We start from the raw sequence: 21,509 nt of genomic DNA, 5'->3' as shown, positions 1-21,509 counted from the left end.
CAATTTCCATCGCAGCTTAATAAAAAGCTTACTTAAATAACAAGATTTTTTTACAATAAAGAGGTATTTCTTTGTACTGCTTTCAACAGATTCTAGTTCACAGAAGCCAAGATATAAAAGCCATCTAGAGTTCATGTCCTTTAAATCAAATAAGCGGTTAGATTCCGCTGTTTACATTGAAACCCTAGAAACACACAAAGGTGGAAACAAATGGTTAATAACAAACAAATTGCTGCTCATCCGACTCAACAAAAGTATATAAAGCCTGTAGACAAAGTTGAGTTGGCTATGATTCAGAATCGCCGTGCTGTCAAGCGTTTTATCATACAACAAACTCTGGGCGATCGCATTCTAGAAACAATCACAATTTCCTCTGTCTTGATTGCTAGCCTTTTCGGGATAAGTGCGCTGGGATGTTGGGGGCTAGAAATTATCGATACTAATACCAAATCAGAGATAATCAGCAAGCAAGAGGATTGGCAGTCACGAAAGCATATCTGTTTAGGCTGGATGCTAGTGGGTTTGTCCAGTTTTCTTGGTAGTGCTTCGTTAGCTAGCAAGCCTCATCGATGACGGCAATAATTCTAGATGCTTAATAGACTTGTCCAGAAATTTATAACCCGGTTTGTACAAGAGTTTTAAAGATTGCTCATATGGCTTCAATCAACTTAGCTATCAGGTCTTTTCAAAGTTGATAATGGTTTAGACAACTAAAATAGGATTTTCAAATTTTGAGCGTCAGCATGATTTATTATGCTGTACAATCCGCTAAAGTTATATAGCTGAAATACAAAGACGTATAACAATAAAATTTTATCTTCTATTTTTTTACTAAGTTAATTTTTTGATGGGTCTAATGAATTAACATAATTCAAACTTCAAATTTTCTAATTCCTTCTAGATTTAGCTAATTTTTACGCTGGGTGAATAAGCTTTAGAAAAATGCACCTTGTACTTCATAATTTATTGAATGATGGTTTAGTACAACATTTCATATTTGTGAAGAATTGAATCATTTGCTGGTAACACCTGGATAAACCTGATAACAATATAATAATCTGGGGAAATTTTGTACTAATACCAAATAGGGAACTCAATCGCTACTCTTAAGCTCTGTTGAGAGACTAAGGGTACTATTTGTTTGGGTAGATAAATAAATGGTTAGATGCAACAAGCAAAAAGCTAGATATTCAACCAGCGTTTCAGTATGCTTAAGGACAGTTCTTGAAAAGGTGATTAAGCCATTACCTTTTCTTTACTCTGCTTTTTGGCGTATTTCTTCTTCAAGACAGTGCCAAATCCTAAAGCCGTTGCTGAACCTAAGATAGTTAAAGGTTCAGGAACATCTTTAGCAACTATGCTGTATGAATAACTGCCAACATTATCCAGATCACCATCTTTCTGTTGTGCAGTGATAGCTCCATCAGCTATGGCATTTACACCATTGTAGAATTTTCCAGCGATCGAAAGGTTACTAATGCTCGTAGTGTCCGAATTGGTCGTTCTCAGAAAGTTGGATATGCCAGTTACTTGAAACTTTATCCCATTACTAAAAGTAAGGAATGGGTCAGTTATGGAAGCTAAATTTGCTGTGTATAGAGCTGATGTAGGGCTGGAGTTGGAAATTTTATTCAATAGCAGGCTATAGGGGTTGCCAGTGCCTATGGTAACAGTAGTGGAACCAGCAAATATACCCTTAGCTTTCAAAACATTTCCTGGATTACTGAAATATAGTGTTTCAGTATCCGGATTAACCTGAGATTGATTCTTAAAACTCAAAAGTCCCGCGAAATTTGCACTTCCCACTGTAGCCGCTTGAGCCTGTGATACACCAACAGTGCTACCTAAGGTTAATGTGCCACAAGTCAAAGCTATTCCTAAGCCTATTGATTTGAAATTCATAATTTTCTCCATCCAGAATTACTAGGTTTTTGCTATCTGCAAACTGTCCTAATGAGGTGCAAACATTAGCTTTTCGGGTGGTAGTAAACATTCACTTGCTTATTTGTATTTGCTATTACTAGCAATAACAAGGACATGTTAACCTCATTGTTTCAGATATTTTTATTATCTAAGTATTTCCTCTGGACTTACATAAAGTAATTGTAAAAACAATACATTAGTCCATAAAGTTCGTATAAAGTCTTGCTAATACCTCAAATACTAAGTCTTTTAAGTATAATGTCTGGTTTTATCAAGAAAATATTAAGTCAGTATTTTAAGCTTGAAAGTATAAAAAGCAGCTATTATACAGGTAATTACAACACCAATATCTATGAATAGCATGACTGACGTTCATTCTGTTGTAGCACAGTAAATAAAATACACCCTTCAATACTTCAAGTATTTAAAGCATCATCAGGAAATTCTAGATTATACAAAGGCTAATTAAAAAATTACAATTATCTGTGAAGCTAGGATAAAGAATAGTTTATTTGACCAAGCTTAAATCAATTCCCTATCTTTAGAATGATGAAATCTCTATAAATTGCCTGTAAGGCAAAGTATTTAGTGCTGCTTTGTATTTTATTGATACGCTTTCAATCTTTTAGTGGCTATGCAAGACAGCAAAACTCATCCGTAGTGCTATATCTTGGCGCTAGGCTAGGAATAGGCAAGCGAACTGTGCTTTATGATTTAATGCTAATGGCAGAATTTTTGGAAAGGCAGGTTAACTAAAGCATCATGCTCTTCAAACTGTAGAAATCGGTTAGCATACCTACTTGGTAATACAGACTGCGATCGCAATAATCCAATTGCTATATTGAAAATTGCGCAGGATTGAGAGTTATAAGTTCACAAGGATACTATTTCTTCAAAAGGCACAACAGATGATAATGCCAAGATGAAGAAAAGCGGTGGTTTAAGTCTTTATACTCAGTAAAATCTAGACACAATTTAGAGACATAGCATCCTATGCCTCTAAAATTAATATTTTCAAACATCGCTTGGCAGCAAAATTTAAGCAGCACAAAAAATCGGGGCAGGTTTTAAACCCACCCCGATTGATTCTGAGATATTCCGCCCAACTGCTGCGGCTACAGGCTTTAAACTATTAACTAGATTCACCATATCTTCTAAAGATAGTGCTTGACGTGCATCGGAAACAGATTTTTCTGGTTCTGGGTGACACTCTATAATTAATCCATCTGCCCCACAAGCAACAGCAGCTCTAGCCATAGGTGCTACTAATTCCCTTTTACCTACAGCATGGGATGGGTCTACAATCACGGGTAGATGAGTGATTTGCTTGAGAGCAGCTACGGCTCCTAAGTCCAGCACATTGCGAGTATAATTATCAAAGCTACGAATGCCTCGTTCGCAGAGTACCACATGAGGATTGCCGTGGCTCAAAATATATTCGGCTGCCATGACGAATTCTTCAATTGTCGCCGCCAGTCCTCGCTTGAGTAGTATCGGCTTGCCGGCTTGTCCCAAAGCTTTGAGCAAATCGAAGTTTTGCATATTACGGCTACCAATTTGCAGCATATCAGCATGGGCGGCAACTATTTCAATTTGGGCAATTGACATAACTTCAGTCACAACTGGGATATTGTAACGCGATCGCACCGCTGCCAAAATTTCCAGTCCTTCTTCTCCCATTCCTTGGAAAGCGTAAGGAGATGTGCGAGGTTTGTAGACGCCGCCACGCAAAGCTTGTACAGGTGCAGCAGCTAACTTTTGCGCGACTGTCTGCATTTGCCCTAAGCTTTCAACTGTGCAGGGACCACCGATAATTACTATTTCTTCTCCTCCGAAGCTGACTGTTTCTGAGAGTTTGACGATTGTTTGGTGGCTAGGGTGAGATTGAGCAGCGAGTTGAGCATTAATCATTGTGAGATTCTCCTTGTATGAGGTTATGAGAGTGAGGTTGATAACAAAAAAGCCCGGAATCTCAGCTTGAGAGTTCCGGGCGCGTTCTAAATCATCGACATGACGCTATTTACCCGGAACTTGCTCTGGGCCAAAAGTAAAAACCATAAAACCAACTACCGAAATAGATCATGACGATGAAATGCTTTAAAGAAAAAAGGGAACAGCGAACAGGGAACAGCGAACAGGATTAACTTGTTTATTTCATTCGTAGCGGGTGGCGCGCCACCTGTGCGCCTGCTCCAAAAAAACAAAAACCGCAGAGTTTGCTCTGCGGTTCACCTGGCGGTTTCCATTAGGAAACTAATTCACCGCCGGTGAACCGCCTTAAACCAAAAATAAAAGTAAGATTTGCTGTTGAACATTTTTAGTGTACGCAACTAGATAATTTTGATGTAATCCTTATATATAAGTCACGATAACAGACCCAGTTGGTGGAGTCAATAGCTCCACAACTCTTAAAAAAGGGTTAAACTCAGTACTATTGCGCCTGTCAAGACGTTTTCCTGACTTGTAACAGTAGAAATTATATAAACTTACAACTATTTTTGGGTCATGGGTAACAGGATATTGATGAACTCTAAACAATCTAGCAATTCATCATTCTTGTCAAATTCCGCGGCGGCCCAATCACATTATTATTGCCACTAGGTTTTATGATGCCTCGTTCTAAAATTTTAGCCACATCTTTCGACTCTCAAGGAGCTTACCCTTGCCCAGTCTGCCGTGTAGGTAAGATTACTCGGATGCCATTAATGGAAGCTATGGCTTGTGACTTCTGCCAAGAGATTTTTACTGTCAACCTAGAACAACAGCAAATCAAGATGCCTTCCCGCCAACCGCCGCTAGTTTGGTCTTGGAATGGTTTTAGTTGGACAGAAGCCCAGTTAGAAGGCGTGGAATTAGGTTGGGGCTATGGGTTAGCAGCAATTGCTTTTATACTCTTGCCCACAACTTTGATTGGCATTGTGGCTTACAATTTTCCTCCATCTCCACATCAATTTATTACTTGGATACCATATATCTGGACTATATTAACTTTTCTGTTACATTTAGCAATTATTGTTTGGATTTTTATTGAGGTTTATCAAATTCCAGTTGCAGCATATTTAAGAGCTATAAATCGATGGAGAAATGGATAGATGGAGAGATAGGAAGATAGAGAAAAATTAATTATAACTATTGACTAAAGGGAAAATCCCAGAACAGCCCAATTATGCCAGCTGCTAAGAGTGGTTTGCTAGCAGAAAGGTTATTGATGGACTGAGTTCGTCACTATTGGCTTGTATAATAACTGTGTGAAAGTATTCTGCTGTAAGACTTCACTATACAAGCAGTTGCAACAGAAATACCCCGTCTCTCGTTTCAGGTTTGGCAAAAGGGTCAAATTTGCCTATTCTGCGCTTACGCTCAGAATCAGCACTCAGCAAAGATCGTATATGGCTTGATTATTTACAATCATAGGAGTTTCACTAACCACTAATCGTCAAATTCAACAACAAAACTATTTGCGATCATTTTTAGATAATGTTAAAGGAGTAGATAAATACAACAAAAACACTATACAAGTAGCTTTTACAATAGCTAATACACCTGATAAAATTGCCGTACTGTATCAGTTAGCATATTAATATAACTTTTTTTGAAAGGAAGGCTACTGTGGCTCAATATATTAATTGAGCTAGTCAGATTGCTAAAACTACTTCTATTGGCGCTCAAAAACTCAAAGTATATGTGTTATTAAATAGTACAAGTAAATAGAGATTTAATAAAGAATTAAGCCAATAGAGGGATGCATCACTCATAATTAACTTGATTGTCCACTAAAACATCTTATGAGCGAGTTGGAACGGTATTATAGAGCCTTGGAATTAGAGCCTGGTGCAACACTTGAGGAAGTGAACCAGGCTTATAAAGATTTGGTTTTTGTGTGGCACCCCGATCGCATTCCGCAAGACAATCTCCGTTTACAACAAAAGGCACAAGACAAAATTAAAGCAATTAATGAAGCACGTGATAAATTGCGTTCTCTAAAAGTTAAGCATCAAGGAGCAACTTACTCACAAACTTACTCCAAGCCTTATTCACCGCCTTCTTCACCATCACCTCCTCAACCACAAAAGCCACCGCAAACAAACCATCAACCAACACAGAAAAACTCCGATTTGAGTGGTCAAGACTTTAGTCGGGCTAATTTGAGCAACAAAGATTTATCGGGAAGAAACCTGAGTTTTGCGAACTTGAGTGGCGCAAATCTCAGCGATACTTTTATGCACAAAGTTAATTTAAGGGGTGCAAATTTATCGGAGGCAAATTTATTTCGGGCTAACCTACTTTTAGCCGATCTCCGAGAGGCAAATTTGCGCTCTGCTAATTTAATTGGAGCAGACCTCAGTGGCGCTGACTTGCGGGGAGCTGATTTAACAGGTGCGCGGATTCGCTCTGGCGAGCGCCTTCTGGTTAAACTCATTGGAGCTAATTTAAGTGGAGCCATTATGCCTGATGGTGCAGTTCACACTTAATCTGCTTTTGTCACTCACTCCATAGAAAGAAACATAATTGAAAATAGTTGATACTGCTTTCTATCAAAAAGGTGATGTCTGCATTCCCAAGGTCATAGAAACGCTATCAGATAATTGCCCCAAATTAGCTACAATAACTGCCGATCGCTCCACCCATGTTTTGTTTGGTAGTAAAAATTTGGCGTCAAATATATCTCGGATAGGGGTTTAAACTTCAGTTGACACCAATGGGCGCTAGACTCATCCTTAATCGTTGAGATGAATAAATCATTGCAGACAATCTTTACCAAACACCGTCTACTCTGGGCGATTTTACTCTTAGTTACAGCACTGGTAGTGACCTTAGGGCTTTCCCTCTCGCAAGGCGCAGTACCTTTGAGTGGAAGTGAATTATGGCAAGCAATTCTTCACCAAGGCGATCCGGTTAAGCAGACAATTCTCTGGGATTTGCGGCTCCCGCGGATTATTGCTGCTTTGATTGTTGGTGCAGCTTTGGGAATGTCAGGGGCGTTACTGCAAGGAATGTTGCGCAATAGTCTTGCTGATCCTTTTATCTTAGGTATTTCCGCAGGTGCAGGGTTAATTGTCATAGTTATGGTAGTGTTGCAAATCTTCCCGGCTGCTATTCCTCTGGCGGCGTGGGTGGGAGCAATTTTGACTTCGGCTATAGTTATTTTCCTTGGCCGTGCGGGGTCAGGAATTGCGGTTGAGCGCTTAATTTTAGGCGGAGTGGCTGTGAGTTCTTTATTTGGTGCAGTACAAAGTACATTACTGCTGTTAGCCGAAGACGGTCAAATTCAAATTGCACTTAACTGGCTGGTTGGTAGCCTAAATGGACGAGGTTGGAAAGAAATTACCACTACTGGCCCTTACATTATTGTGGCATTGCTGGGCGGATGTTTGCTGGCGCGATCGCTCAACGTGTTGGCTTTGGGAGATGATTTGGCTTTGGGTTTGGGAGTATCATTAACGCGATCGCGTCTTTTAATTGGTGGTGTTGCTACTTTACTCGCCGCAGGTGCAGTTAGCATCAGCGGTTTGATTGGGTTCGTCGGTCTTGTAGTTCCTCACGGCGTCCGCTTAATTGTTGGCACAGATCACCGTTTTGTTTTACCGCTTTCAGCATTAGCAGGTGCATGGTTACTCATATTTGCCGATTTACTCTCTAGATTGGGAGCCATAGAATTACCTGTAGGCTCCGTCACTGCTTTGCTGGGTTCACCGTTATTTATCTGGTTACTTTATCGCCGTTCTGCGGGGTTGAATTAGCAGGGAACAATATTGTTTGCAGGTGATTATCCATAATTTTGAGGTTGACAATGCAATTGCATCGACATGCAATGCGATTGTATTGAGTAACAATGCGATTGTATCGACATGCAATGCGATTGTATTGAGTAACAATGCGATTGCATCGAGTAACAATGCGATTGCATCGAGTGACAATGCCATTGCATCGAGTAACAATGCGATTGCATCGAGTAACAATGCCATTGCATCGAGTGACAATGCGATTGCATCGACCTGCAATTTTAATTCACTATGGGGCGTAGACGCGGAGCGGTGAGGTAGTGCGTTGGGCGGGTTCCCCGACTTGAAGCAACTACCGAACCCGAAGGGCTTGTCGTACCCCTACGGGGAAGCAAGCTACGCGCAGCGTCTCGTTCGACGCAGTCGTTCCCGAAGGGTAAAGAAGACATCGCATCTACAATGAGATCCCTGACAGTAATACGCTTCACGTTAAGTTTGCTTAATTCTGTTATTTGTTCGCGTTCAGAGGGAATTCTGTATCTTACAGGAGAGCAAACACTGATGGTTATACGTAACCAATCTTAAATGACGAATCTGACTCCTGAGTAACAATACTAAATTCCAGCAAGAGCCAAAGTTTAAGATGAGCGATCTCTTACCATCAGAAAATTCCCAAAACAGTGCCCAGCAACAAGAGAATATTAATACAAATCGCAATCAGGCAGGAATCAACCTGCATCAGAGCGAAGTACACTTGCAGCAGTCTATTGAATATGCTCCCGTTGCGATCGCCATATTAGACCAAGAAATGCGCTATCTTGCTGTGAGTCACAAATGGCTGGAAGAATATAGTCTACCCAAAGATATTATTGGACGCTCTCACTATGAGATATTTCCTGATATCCCCCAAGAGTGGAAGTCCATTCACCAACGTTGTTTAGCAGGAGCAATTGAACAATGTGATGAAGATCCCTACCCGCGGGCAGATGGTTCGATAGAGTGGGTAAGTTGGTCAATTCGCCCTTGGTATATGGCAAGCGGTGAAATCGGCGGCATTATGATGTTTAGCGAAAACATCACCCAGCGCAAACAAGCAGAAATCGCCATGCGCCACAATGAAGAGCGCTATCGGTCTCTCGTTACTGCAACCTCTCAGGTCGTTTGGGTAGTGCCATCTGATGGCAACGTTACTGATGATAATCCTAGCTGGAGGAATTTTACAGGGCAAACAGTAGAGGGATTTTTGGGGCTGGGATGGCTAGATGCAATTCATCCAGACGATCGCCTAGCAACTGGCGAGGCTTGGGAAACAGCCATTAAAACAGGTAGTGCATATGAAGTAGAATATCGTCTGCGACGATGTGATGGCGAGTATCGTCATATGCAGGTGCGGGGTATCCCGCTTTTTGAACCAGATGGTAGTGTCCGCGAATGGGTAGGTATTTGCAACGACATCCACGATCGCAAACAAGCTGAAGTTGCCCTACGCGAGAACAACGCACTTTTACGCTCGATTTTGGAAAGTACACCAGATTTTATTGTCGTCAAAGACTGTCAAGGGCGTCATGTTGCTCTTAACTCGAATTTAGCCAACTTCATGGGTAAACCAATTGAGGAGATTATCGGCAAAGATGATACTGAAATACTGGCATTAGATGTTGCCCGTGAAATTATCGCAAAAGACCGCCAGGTTCTTGCTACAGGTGTGACTCAAACTTATGAGGAAGATGTTTCTAATGGTGAAATCAGCGGCACCTTTCTCACTACCAAGGCTCCTTGGCAAGATGTTCATGGCAACATCCTGGGCGTCATCGCCACCACACGAAATATTAGCGATCGCAAAGAAACTGAACGCGCACTACAACAAAGTGAAGAACGATTTCGTTCCCTAATTGAAGCTACCGCCCAAATTATCTGGCATACCACAGCAGAAGGCAAATTTGTCACTGAGCAACCCCAATGGAGTGCATTTACCGGACAGACTTTTGAAGAAATGAAAGACGGGTGGGGATGGCTAAATGCTATTCATCCTGAAGATCAACCTCACGCGGCCAGGGTTTGGGGAAATGCCTTTAGCAATCGAATACTGTATGAAGTTGAGTATCGTTTACGCCGTTATGATGGCGAGTACCGCTACATGAGTACACGGGCAGTGCCAATTTTAGCAGCAGATGGTAGCATTCGTGAGTGGGTAGGATCTAACGCTGACATTACTGAACGCAAGCAAGCCGAAAATGCACTACGTCAAACCCTAGAAGTTCTAGACTCAGCCAGCGACAGTATCATCATTCGAGATCTAGACGACCGAATTACATACTGGAATCGTGGCGCAGAAGTCCTCTACGGTTGGAAAAGGGAAGAAGTGATTGGGCAGTACATTCACACATTCCTGCAAACAGACTTTCCCAAACCACTAGATACAATCTTGAGCGAGTTTTTAGAGCAGGGACATTGGGAAGGCGAACTACACCACACTACTTGTAATGGTCAGCAGATCATTGTAGCAAGTCGCTGGACGCTACAGCGCGATGCCAAAGGACAGCCTTCTACTCAACTGGAAATTAACAACGATATTACCGAACGCAAGCTATTTGAACTTGCCCTCGCCCAAGCCAAAGAAGCAGCGGAAGCCGCCAGTCATGCCAAAAGCGAATTTCTTGCCAACATGAGCCATGAGTTACGCACTCCCCTGAATGGTATTCTCGGCTATGCGCAAATTCTCCAGCGTTCTAAACACCTGAATGAAGATGAGCGATCGCGCATTGATGTAATTTACCAGTGCGGTTCTCATTTGCTCACCTTAATTAACGACATCCTCGATTTGTCGAAAATCGAAGCCCAGAAAGTGGAACTTATGACTAGCGACTTCCACTTCCCCGCATTCCTCCAAGGTGTAGCTGAGATGTGTCGCATTCGTGCAGAACTTAAAGGCATTGAGTTCCGTCATCAATTGGCTTTAGAATTACCCGTTGCGATCCGTGCCGATGAAAAACGACTGCGACAAGTATTAATCAACCTACTCAGCAACGCCATCAAATTTACCGATGCTGGCAGTGTCACCTTTACCATTAGCTATGCTTCTGAAGGCAAAATTCGCTTTGAAGTCCGTGATTCAGGTATAGGCATCGTCCCAGAAAAACTGCAAGCGATTTTCCAACCCTTTGAGCAAGCAGGCGATCGCCGACGACAGATCGAGGGCACAGGATTGGGATTGGCAATCAGCCAAAGAATTGTGGAATTGATGGGCAGCACGATTCAAGTTCAGAGCGATCTAGGTGTTGGCAGTATTTTCTGGTTTGAGGTTCACTTACCGGAAGCTGATGAGTGGGTGAAAACCTCTCAAGCTGACGATTATGGTCAAATTATTGGTATTAAAGACCGTAAACCGAAGATTGTGGTTGTTGATGATAAATGGGAAAATCGCTCAGTAATTAACAATTTGCTCAGTCCCATCGGTTTTGATGTCACTGAAGCCACCGATGGCGAAGAGGGTTGGCAGAAAATTTTGGAATTTCAACCGGATCTCGTAATTACTGACTTGCTGATGCCAGAACTTGATGGTTTCGAGTTGATCAAGCGCATTCGCGAGTCGGAAACATATAAAGACATTACTATTATTGTTTCTTCAGCGAGCGTGTTTGAAAGCGATCAACATCGCAGCATAGAAGCAGGCGGCAATGATTTTATGGCTAAACCTATACAAGCGAGTGTACTATTTCAAAAACTGCGGCATTATCTCAATTTAGACTGGATTTATGAACAGAAAAAGCCTGAAAATCAGCTAAATCTGGAAAATGCTGAACTCGTCTTACCACCGCAATCAGAAATAGAAATTCTCTATGAGTTGGTAATGAAAGGCAATTTTAAGGGAATTATAAAACAGGCAACATTAATTACACAAATGGATCACAAATATATTCCCTTCGCACAACATTTGCACCAACTAGCAAAAGGATTTCAAGACCAAGAAATTCTAGCCCTACTTCAATTTCACAAGTAAGCGTTATGAATTTTGCAACTGCACAAACTACGACAGTTCTAATTGTTGATGATAATCCTGCTAACTTAGGTGTCTTATCTGATGCCTTGGATCAAGCTGGTCTTGAAGTATGGGTAGCGAAATCCGGTAAGGTAGCTTTAGAAAGAGTCAAATATGCCTTACCCAATTTAATATTATTAGATGTAATGATGCCAGAAATTGATGGATTTGAGACCTGTCGGCAATTAAAGGCAAATCCACAAACTCAAGATATTCCTGTTATTTTTATGACAGCACTTTCTGACACCACCAATAAAGTTGAAGGTTTTCAAGTTGGGGCTGTGGACTATATCACTAAACCATTTCAGCAACAAGAAGTCTTGTCACGGGTGAAATTGCATTTAAAGCTGCATAACTTGGGACAAGAATTAGAACATAAAAATACTTTGCTAGAGCAAAAATTTGTCGAAGCAAATCAAGCTTATGATGATCTAAAACAGCTACAAATCAAGCTAGTTCAAGGTGAAAAACTGTCAAGCTTAGGTCAGATGTTTGCTGGAATTTCTCATGAGATTAATAACCCAGTGGATTTTATTTATGGTAATCTCATCCATGCCAATGAATATACTCAAGAAATGCTACATCTTCTGCATCTGTATCAAGAGGAATATCCAAATCCTACCCCTCGCATTCAAGCAGAACTAGAAGTAACCGACATAGAATTTATTGATAATGACTTGTTAAATCTACTCAAATCGATGAATTTTGGCGCACGGCGCATTCGTGAAATAGTCAAGTCTATGCAAATTTTCTCTCATGTAGATGAAGTTCGTTTGGCAGAGGTTGATATTCATGAATGTATTGATGGTACACTGACAATTTTGAATCATCGCCTAAAAGCACAACCTGAGCATCCTGGAATCGAAGTAGTTAAAGATTACAATTTATTTCAGCTAGTTGAATGCTATGTCGGACAAATGAATCAAGTATTTATGAATATTATTGCTAATGCTATTGATGCCCTAGATGAATATAATCAACAGCGTTCATTGGAAGATATTAAACAAAACCCTAGCCTGATTAAAATTCGCACGATGATGAGCGAAGATGATTGGGTTGCCATTCACATCGCTGATAATGGCCCAGGAATATGTGAAGAAGTAAAAGCAAAGCTGTTTAATCCTTTCTTTACGACTAAAGCTGTAGGTAAAGGAACTGGATTGGGTTTATCTATCAGCCACCAAATTATAGTAGAAAAGCATGGTGGTAGTATCGAATGCCAATCTACACCAGGAAAAGGGACGGAATTCGCGATCAAAATTCCAGTTCAACAGTAAATTTTTGAATAGTATAGCGATCGCCAGATAGATTAGTAAACCTGCATTACATACAATACAGATAGAAGTAGGGTGTGTTGTCGCCAAGCGCCGCACCGACGCACAATCAAGGATTCAAGGTGCGTTAGCCTACGGCATAACACACCCTACATTTACTACATTTATATTCCTTAACTTAGCTTTAAATATTAGCACCGACTTACTTATAGCGATTACCAGATAGATTAGTAAACCTGCATTACATACAATACAGGTAGCAAAAGCCTTTTAAAAGTATTGCCTGTTCCCTATCCTGCTATACATTCCTCAAATGCCACTCGAATTACAAAACCTGACTGGTGGTTACACTACAACCCCAATTATTCAAAACATTAACCTCACTCTCCAAACAGGAGAATGGTTAAGTTTAGTGGGTGCCAATGGTTCTGGTAAGTCTACATTACTGAAATTGCTGAGTCGCATTCTCTCCCCCCAACAGGGAACAGTACTACTAGATGGCAAGGCGATTCACTCGCAACCACCGAATTTAGTTGCTCAGAAATTGGCATTGTTACCACAACAACAAACTGTTCCTGTCGGCTTAACAGTGCGGCAATTAGTTAGTTTAGGACGTACACCTCATCAACCTTGGTGGCAATGGGAATTAACAGGTAAAGATAGACAGCAAGTAGAAGCAGCAATTGCAAAAACGCAACTGGAAAAATTGAGCGATCGCTTAGTTGAACAACTCTCCGGTGGTGAGAGACAACGTGCCTTTTTAGCTTTAGCATTGGCGCAAGAACCGCAAGTCTTATTATTAGATGAGCCAACAACTTATTTAGATATTAGCTATCAACTACAACTATTAGAATTGCTCAAAAACCTTAATCAGCAACAGGAATTAACTATCGTCACAGTGTTACACGAATTGAATTTAGCCGCCCGCTATAGTTCCCGCATTGCTTTTTTAAAACAAGGTCATTTGTGGGAGGTTGGTACACCAGAAGCAGTTCTCACGCCGCATACCATCGCCCAAGTCTTTGGCGTGGAATCTGTAATTATTCATACGCCTGTTGGTTTACAAGTTTGTGCGATCGCTGCTGTGTAAGTTAAGCGAGTAAAATTTACTAATTGCTCTTAATAAAGGAATACAGTCGCAACTAGATAAGTATCTAATTGGGCGGCGAATTATTCATTGTTATACAGCATAGCCTCGTGGGAACACTAGTTGATAGCTAAAACATTATTAATAGTAGTTCCATAGATATGCTGACTGCATTATTGAAAATTCCAGGGTACCGGATTGATGAACAAATCTACGTAGGAACGAGAACAGTTGTCTACCGGGGAATCAGAGAACAAGATTTACACCCTGTGATTCTGAAAATGATGCAGAATGAATCCCCCAATTTCAGCGAATTTATCCAGTTTCGTAACCAGTACACTATTACTGCAAATCTTGATCTCAGCGGTATCGTCAAACCATATAGCCTCGAAGAATATGGAAATGGCTATGTTTTAGTAATGGAAGATTATGGCGGTATCTCTTTATCTAGTTACCTTAATCAACATACGACCTCAGGTAAATTTACCCTAGAAGAATTTTTTCCCATAGCCATTGCAATTACGGCAACTCTTGGTGAACTGCACCGACAACGCATTCTTTATAAAGATGTTAAACCTGCCAATATTTTGATTCATCCCCAAACTAAGCAAGTTAAACTAATTGATTTTTCTATCGCTTCTTTATTACCACGAGAAACCCAACAACTTCAAAACCCTAATGTTTTAGAAGGAACCCTAGCTTATATTTCTCCAGAACAAACTGGAAGAATGAATCGGGGGATTGATTATCGCACAGATTTTTATTCTCTAGGTGTGACTTTTTACGAGTTATTAACTGGACAGTTACCCTTTGAATCATCCGATCCAATGGAGTTAGTTTACTGTCATATTGCTAAACAACCACCATTATTAGAAGGCAGAAGAGAAGAAATCCCGCAAGTAATTTCAGATATTGTGCTGAAACTGATGGCGAAAAATGCTGAAGACCGCTATCAGAGTGCTGTCGGTTTAAAGTATGACTTAGAGTGGTGTTTTTGTCAGTGGCAAGAAAAAAGAGCGATAGCACCCTTCCAACTCGCGCAAAAAGACATTAGCGATCGCTTTTTAATTCCAGAAAAACTTTATGGTCGCCAAAATGAAGTAGAGACGTTACTGGCAGTATTTGACCGAGTTGCTGGCAATCAAGAGCAAATAAATCAAAACTCCGATATATCACTTCAAAGTGAATTGATTCTCATAGCAGGTTTTTCTGGTATTGGTAAAACTGCTGTGATTAATGAAGTGCAAAAGCCCATCGTCCGGCACAGAGGCTATTTTATTGAAGGTAAGTTTGAACAGTTTCAACGCAATATTCCCTTCTTTGCCTTTGTACAGGCATTGCAAGATTTAATGGCACAGATTCTTACCCAAAGCGATGCACAAATTACTCAATGGAAGAATAAAATTTTGGCTGCGTTGGGGGATGACGCTCAAGTAATTATTGATGTGATTCCTGAACTTAAGAAAATTATTGGTTCACAACCAGCAGTAATAGAACTTTTGGGTAATGCAGCACAAAAACGATTTAATCGCTTATTTCGCAAATTTATTCAAGTTTTTACAACCCCAGAACATCCATTAGTGATATTTTTGGATGATTTGCAGTGGGCAGATATGGCATCACTCAAGCTACTCGAAATGCTGATCAGTGAAAAGCAGATCAGTCATTTGTTATTAATTGGAGCATACCGGAATAACGAAGTTTCTGATACCCATCCTTTAATGCTGACGTTAGAAGAAATTCGCAATTCTGAATATCAAGCAGCAATAACGACTATTACTTTAACTGCTCTCACTGCCACAGATCTAAATCACCTGTTTGCAGATAGCTTGAGTTGCAAACTAGAAGAAGCATTACCACTAACACAACTAATTTACCAAAAAACCCAGGGGAATCCTTTTTTTAGCATTCAAATGTTGAAAACACTTCATGCAGAGGGACATATTACTTTTGTACCAGAGGTTGGCAGTTGGCGTTATGACTTGAATCAAGTACAGACTTTAAACTTAACGGATAATGTTGTGGAATTTATGGTTCTGCAATTGCAGAAGTTACCCCACACAACACAAAATGTCTTAAAATTAGCAGCTTGTATTGGTAATACCTTTGACTTAGCAACCCTAGCAATTGTCTATGAGAAATCTCTAGAGAAAACTGCAAGTGATTTGTGGTCGGCTTTAGCTGAAGGGTTAATTATTCCAACTAGTCACACATATAAACTTTTTCAACAAGAAAATGAGCAGATACAGGCAGAGGCTAAACTTTCTGCTGAAAATACAAGCTTAAATTTAACTAAGACTGAACTTCATTTAGTAGTTGACATTCAGCAGTGGTCTGCATCTATTTCTGAAGAAGATGTTCTGCCTTCGCAAGATTATGTATACGAATTCCTTCACGATCGCGTCCAACAAGCAGCTTATTCTCTAATTGACGATGCACAAAAACAAATCACTCATTTGCAGATTGGAAAATTACTGCTGCAAAATGTTCCGATAGCAGAACAGGAAGAGCATATTTTTGAGATTGCCAATCACTTAAATATGGGCTGGCAATTGCTCACTGAACCCAAGGAGCAAGAGCAAGTTACTCAATTAAATTTACAAGCGGGGCGTAAAGCTAAAGCCTCTACAGCTTACGCTACAGCATCACAATATTTAGCGATCGCTATGCAGTTCTTGGCTGAAGATAGCTGGTTACAACAGTATGAATTAACTTTTGCCCTTTACAAAGAGCGTTCAGAAGTTGAGTATCTTAACAGCAATTTTGAACAGTCATATGCATTTATTCAACAAGCATTATTCCAGGCACAATCAGCACTAGAAAAAGCTGAATTATATAACTTATTAATTGTACAGCGTACACTTCAAGCCGATTACTCTGTAGCTATTCAAGCGGGTAAAGAAGCTTTATCACTATTAGACATTAATTTACCAGAAGATAATCTTAACGCTGCTATCGATGCAGAAATTGCGGCAATTCAAGCCCATTTAGAAAATCAAAAAATAACTGCTATTTTAGATTTGCCGGAAAATCTAAATCCCAATTATTGTTACGCAATTAAATTATTGATTAATTTAGATCCCCCTACTTATATTACTTCCACACTTGATTTATATATCTTAATTACAGTGAAGGCTGTCAATCTCTCTATTCAATACGGCAATGTTGCCGAATCCGCCAAAGCTTATGCTAATTATGGTTTAATTCTTGGTTCTTTCTTTGGAGATTATCGTACAGGGTACGAGTTTGGAGAGATCGCTACTCAAATAGCCGAAAAATTTCATCATAAAGGTCAGAAATCTCAAGTTAATTTGTTATTAGGTAGTTGGTTAAATAATTGGATGAAGCCAACTCATTTAGCAATTTCTACCAATAATGACGGGTATCAAGCTGGACTGGAATCTGGAGAGTTACAATTTGCTGGCTACAATATTTTTGGGAATATATGCAATCAGTATTTCCAGGGAACTAACCTAAATAGTATTCGCTTGGAAATTGATAAATTTCTGCCATTTGCACAACAAACGCAAAACACTTTATTATCTGAAATTTTATTGGAAGTACAAAAGGTAATAGATGGTTTAATTGGCTCCTGCAATTATCAAGATGCTTCAGAACGCCATCATGTTAGCCACACACCAATGGCAATAGCGATCGCCCACATTTTGCAAGCCCAATTGACTTATTTGCAAGAACAGTATCAGCTGGCTTTGAAGCATATAACCCAGGCAGAAGCCTATCTCCCAGCAATTTTAGGTTTTACAACCTCGGCTAGTTATCCCTTTAACCATTCTTTGATTTTAGCTGCGCTTTATCGTCAAGTTTCACCATCCAAACAACGCCAATATTGGCAAAGCCTAATTACCCATCAAAACCAGCTGAAAATTTGGGCAGATAATTGCCCAGAGAACTTTGAACATCAATATTTGTTAATTCAAGCTGAGATGGCTCGGATTAGCAAACAAGAATTAGAGGCGATGGATCTTTACGATCGCGCGATCGCATCTGCCCAAGTCAATGGATTTACGCAAAATTTAGCGCTAGCTAATGAATTAGCCGCAAAGTTTTGGCTGACAAAAAATAAAACTCATATTGCCCAACTTTATTTAACTGAGGCGGTTAATGCCTATACTCAGTGGGGAGCTACAGCACAAGTTAAGCGATTAGAAGCACTTTACCCCCAACTGTTGCAGCAAAATCAAGCTGCATCGCAGCTGGACATAGAGTATCATCAACAAACAACTCTCTCTAGCAGTAACGTCAATTTTTCAGCCCAATTAGACTTTGCAGCATTTTTAAAAGCCTCACAAGCGATCGCTGGAGAAATTCAACTCGAACAACTCCTGTCAATTTTCATGCAAGTCATGCTGGAGAATGCTGGAGCGAAAAAATCTGTACTTTTGTTGCCCAAAAATAATCAGTTAGCGATCGCGTCTATAGCGAGTTTTGATGAAGGTAAAATTTTCGCTCATACAGATGTCTCAGCTATACCTTTAGAAGAAAGTCAGGAGATACCGCTTACCGTGATCAATTACGTTAAGCGTACCTTAGAACCCTTAGTAATTGATGATATTGCCACACAATCTCGATTTGCTAGCGATCCCTACATTACCCAACATCAACCGAGAAGCGTGTTGTGTACTCCGATTATCAATCAAGGTGAGTGGATAGGTTTGCTGTATTTAGAAAATCAACTGACAGCAGGAGTTTTCACGCGCGATCGTTTAGAAGTTGTGCAACTATTAACAGCGCAAGCCGCCATCTCTTTACAAAATGCTCAACTCTACACTAATTTATCGAAAACAACAGCAGAACTAAAACAGGCAAACTTTCAATTAGCAGAATATTCCCATACTTTAGAAGAAAAAGTTGCCGAGCGGACATCGCAATTAAACGCACAAACACAGCAATTAGAAGAAGCATTCAAAAATTTACAAACCGCTCAATCTCAACTAATTCAAAATGAAAAAATGTCTTCTTTAGGGCAACTAGTAGCAGGAATTGCTCACGAAATCAATAATCCTATCAGCTTTATCTATGGTAATCTCACACCAGCCACTGAATACATTGATGATTTAATGTTTGTATTACAAACCTATCGCCGACACTATCCCAGCCCTACACCACAACTACAAGCCGAAATTGCCAAAATTGAACTTGATTTCATCACCGCAGACTTGCCTAAACTTCTCAATTCCATGCAAGTTGGTGCTGAAAGAATTCGAGATATTGTCATGTCACTGCGAAATTTCTCACGTCTTGATGAAGCAGAAATCAAAGCCGTTGATATTCATGAAGGTATTGATAGCACGTTGATGATTTTGCAAAATCTCCTGCAAGCAAAACCAGAACATCCAGAAATTTTGGTTATTAAACAATACAGCCAACTTCCAGCTATTGAATGTTATGCAGGAGAACTCAATCAAGTATTTTTAAATTTACTAATAAATGCAATTGAGGCTTTGGAACAGTCAATTATTCGGGGAAAAGCTGCTAACAAACTCCAAATTTTCATCCGTACAGAAATCTGCAATTCCAATGAAATTAGAATTTGCATTGCTGATAATGGTATTGGCATTAGCGCCAGTACTAAGCCTTATATATTTAACCCATTCTTTACTACCAAACAAGTTGGTCAAGGCACGGGTTTAGGATTATCTATTAGTTACCAAATCATTGTAGACAAGCACCAAGGAAAGTTAGAATGTCAGTCTACACCAGGTAAAGGCGCAGAGTTTATTATTACCTTACCGATTCGACGTTAAATGTTTCAGGTATTAGGAAATATCTGCAAATATCCATACTTTAGAAAATCACTACTCTATCTAATTCTGACAACATTTGCTCTAAAATATCTTCCATCATTTCCTGGTTCAAAGAATGTAAAACTGCTGGGCCGCCTAGAAATTCTTTAATAGTTATTTTTTCTTCTTTAAAGTCTTGCACAAAATCGCGGATTTGAGTAACTATAGTCATCTGTGCTTCTATTGTTTCTAACATCATATCAATAGAGTCAATACCTTGTTTAGCAGCTTTACGAGCATCAGATACCATCGCACCTTCAGGAGTATTTTTTGCCTGACGCAGTTCCCTCTTTAAATTCTCATATTGATTTTTAAGAATTTGATTTTGCTGTTCTAATGTCTTACATTTTCGAGTTAAATCATCTTCGTTATTATTATCAATATATTCTCCCAATTCATGCTGTTTTTCAATTTCCAAAAGCCTTGCCAAGTCACCTTCTTGGTAAGCTTTATTAATTTCCTTCATGATTTCTGTATGGTACATCTGCGTTTCGCTGTCTGTTACCTTATCCGGGTGAAATATTTCAGCTAATTTAAGAAAGGTCTGACGAATTTTTCGAGATTCATCTTTGTTGATTTCAGCAGCAGATGAAAATCCTTGTTGTCCTCCCCAATTTTGATACCGTTGTTCACCGCCTTGGGAGAAATCGTTATCTTGCTGGAGATTTTCAAATAGCTCGTCTAAGTCTGGCTCTTCTAGTTCGCGATCGCGTTTTGGACTGATGATTCCTGCTAACTGGAGTTTACGGTAAACTGCTTTGATATTTTTCTCTGTTTGTTTACCAAATTTTCTTGTAGCCAATATTTCCTCAAACAGAGAATGAATTTCTCGATCGAGGTCTGTCATTTTGTTGAGGCTGGGAGTAGCTCGTTGAAATATTTCTGTGGCTAGAGAACGCATTTTCTCAACAAAGTTTTTCAGTTCAGTTCGCTTGCGCTTAATCTGTTTCAGTAGCGATTGATGTTCTTTATCTAGAGCCTCTAAGCGGATATGTAGTTCAGACAGAGCTAGTGGTGTTGATTTGACTGAGCCAGATGTAGATGAGGTTGTTCGCGGCATAAAAGACGTAGAAACGTTTAAAGTTTAAATAAAGAACAGAACTGTTAAGTCTTTGGGTAAATACTTACAGAAAATACTTTATAAATGATACATGATTAGCGTCATACTTTTTCTCTGACTGGATACTCCAAATAGGAATCTAGAGGAACAAAGAAGCAGGAAAAAGTAATTTGTGTAAGCGATTTAGAAAATTGGCGTACTACCAGTAATTTTTGATATCAACAAGGCTCTGGCGATCGCCAGCTACTAACGAGGACGTAAAGGTTACAGAGCCAGGAATAATTTTATCAAAGATTTAGGATTACTATCTACTCAGATTTTCCAGAATTATCTAGGAAGAAGTTGTAGCTACTTTTCAGAGCAAATACTATCCGAGGAAATAGAAATTCACCCACTAAATAATTCTTAAGGAGGTGATGTATGAGATATTTTGCGTGCTATTTGTGGTTATACCAAATCTGATTACAGCCATCTAGTTAAGGCTTCCATCTATCAAGGTTAAAACTTGTATCAGACAAAAGCATCAAACATACAGCAGCATTCAGGAGTTAGAATTCAGAATTCAGAAGTAAAACAGTCTTTATGCTTAGGTTTGAGGC

General features: G+C 39.8%; 11 protein-coding genes. 8 read left to right on the top strand and 3 right to left on the bottom strand.

Annotated features, from left to right (window positions below; all coding sequences use genetic code 11):
- Positions 1-210: 210 nt before the first annotated feature.
- A complete protein-coding gene (locus tag BV372_RS09435; RefSeq protein WP_086686140.1) occupies positions 211-573 on the top strand; it encodes a hypothetical protein in 363 nt (120 codons plus the stop codon).
- A gap of 663 nt (positions 574-1,236) precedes the next feature.
- Here the strand turns inward: BV372_RS09435 and BV372_RS09430 are convergent.
- Entirely contained in the window at positions 1,237-1,902 is a 666-nt protein-coding gene (locus BV372_RS09430; protein ID WP_179198027.1) for a PEP-CTERM sorting domain-containing protein, read from the bottom strand.
- A gap of 1,059 nt (positions 1,903-2,961) precedes the next feature.
- Entirely contained in the window at positions 2,962-3,834 is an 873-nt protein-coding gene (gene aroF, locus BV372_RS09425; RefSeq protein WP_086686136.1) for a 3-deoxy-7-phosphoheptulonate synthase, read from the bottom strand.
- Between the two features lie 698 nt (positions 3,835-4,532).
- On the opposite strand from aroF, the gene BV372_RS09420 reads away from it, so the two are divergent.
- The 7 genes from BV372_RS09420 to BV372_RS09385 all read left to right on the top strand — a co-directional run bounded on the left by BV372_RS09420 (position 4,533) and on the right by BV372_RS09385 (position 19,811).
- The gene (locus BV372_RS09420; protein ID WP_086686134.1) at positions 4,533-5,015 is read left to right on the top strand and encodes a hypothetical protein; all 483 of its coding nucleotides are present in this window, start codon (positions 4,533-4,535) and stop codon (positions 5,013-5,015) included.
- A gap of 693 nt (positions 5,016-5,708) precedes the next feature.
- Positions 5,709-6,395 carry a pentapeptide repeat-containing protein gene (locus BV372_RS09415; protein ID WP_086686132.1) on the top strand — a complete coding sequence of 229 codons (687 nt, stop codon included), beginning with the start codon at positions 5,709-5,711 and terminating at the stop codon, positions 6,393-6,395.
- A gap of 258 nt (positions 6,396-6,653) precedes the next feature.
- On the top strand, positions 6,654-7,664 hold the full coding sequence (locus BV372_RS09410) for an iron ABC transporter permease (protein WP_086686130.1): 1,011 nt from the start codon (positions 6,654-6,656) through the stop codon (positions 7,662-7,664).
- Between the two features lie 625 nt (positions 7,665-8,289).
- Positions 8,290-11,646: a PAS domain S-box protein gene (locus tag BV372_RS09400; RefSeq protein WP_086686127.1), complete on the top strand. Its 3,357-nt coding sequence runs from the start codon at positions 8,290-8,292 to the stop codon at positions 11,644-11,646.
- A 5-nt stretch (positions 11,647-11,651) separates the two neighbouring features.
- A complete protein-coding gene (locus BV372_RS09395; RefSeq protein WP_086686125.1) occupies positions 11,652-12,962 on the top strand; it encodes a response regulator in 1,311 nt (436 codons plus the stop codon).
- Positions 12,963-13,272: 310 nt separating this feature from the next.
- Positions 13,273-14,049 carry an ABC transporter ATP-binding protein gene (locus tag BV372_RS09390; protein ID WP_086686123.1) on the top strand — a complete coding sequence of 259 codons (777 nt, stop codon included), beginning with the start codon at positions 13,273-13,275 and terminating at the stop codon, positions 14,047-14,049.
- Between the two features lie 158 nt (positions 14,050-14,207).
- Positions 14,208-19,811 carry an ATP-binding sensor histidine kinase gene (locus tag BV372_RS09385; RefSeq protein WP_086686121.1) on the top strand — a complete coding sequence of 1,868 codons (5,604 nt, stop codon included), beginning with the start codon at positions 14,208-14,210 and terminating at the stop codon, positions 19,809-19,811.
- 40 nt (positions 19,812-19,851) lie between these two features.
- On the opposite strand, the gene BV372_RS09380 is transcribed toward BV372_RS09385, so the two are convergent.
- Positions 19,852-20,910: a J domain-containing protein gene (locus BV372_RS09380; RefSeq protein ID WP_086686119.1), complete on the bottom strand. Its 1,059-nt coding sequence runs from the start codon at positions 20,908-20,910 to the stop codon at positions 19,852-19,854.
- Positions 20,911-21,509: the final 599 nt, after the last annotated feature.

The sequence above is a fragment of the Nostoc sp. T09 genome, assembly GCF_002154695.1.
In the GTDB taxonomy this organism is placed as follows: Bacteria; Cyanobacteriota; Cyanobacteriia; order Cyanobacteriales; family Nostocaceae; genus Aulosira.
This window is presented reverse-complemented; position numbering and strand designations above follow the sequence as displayed.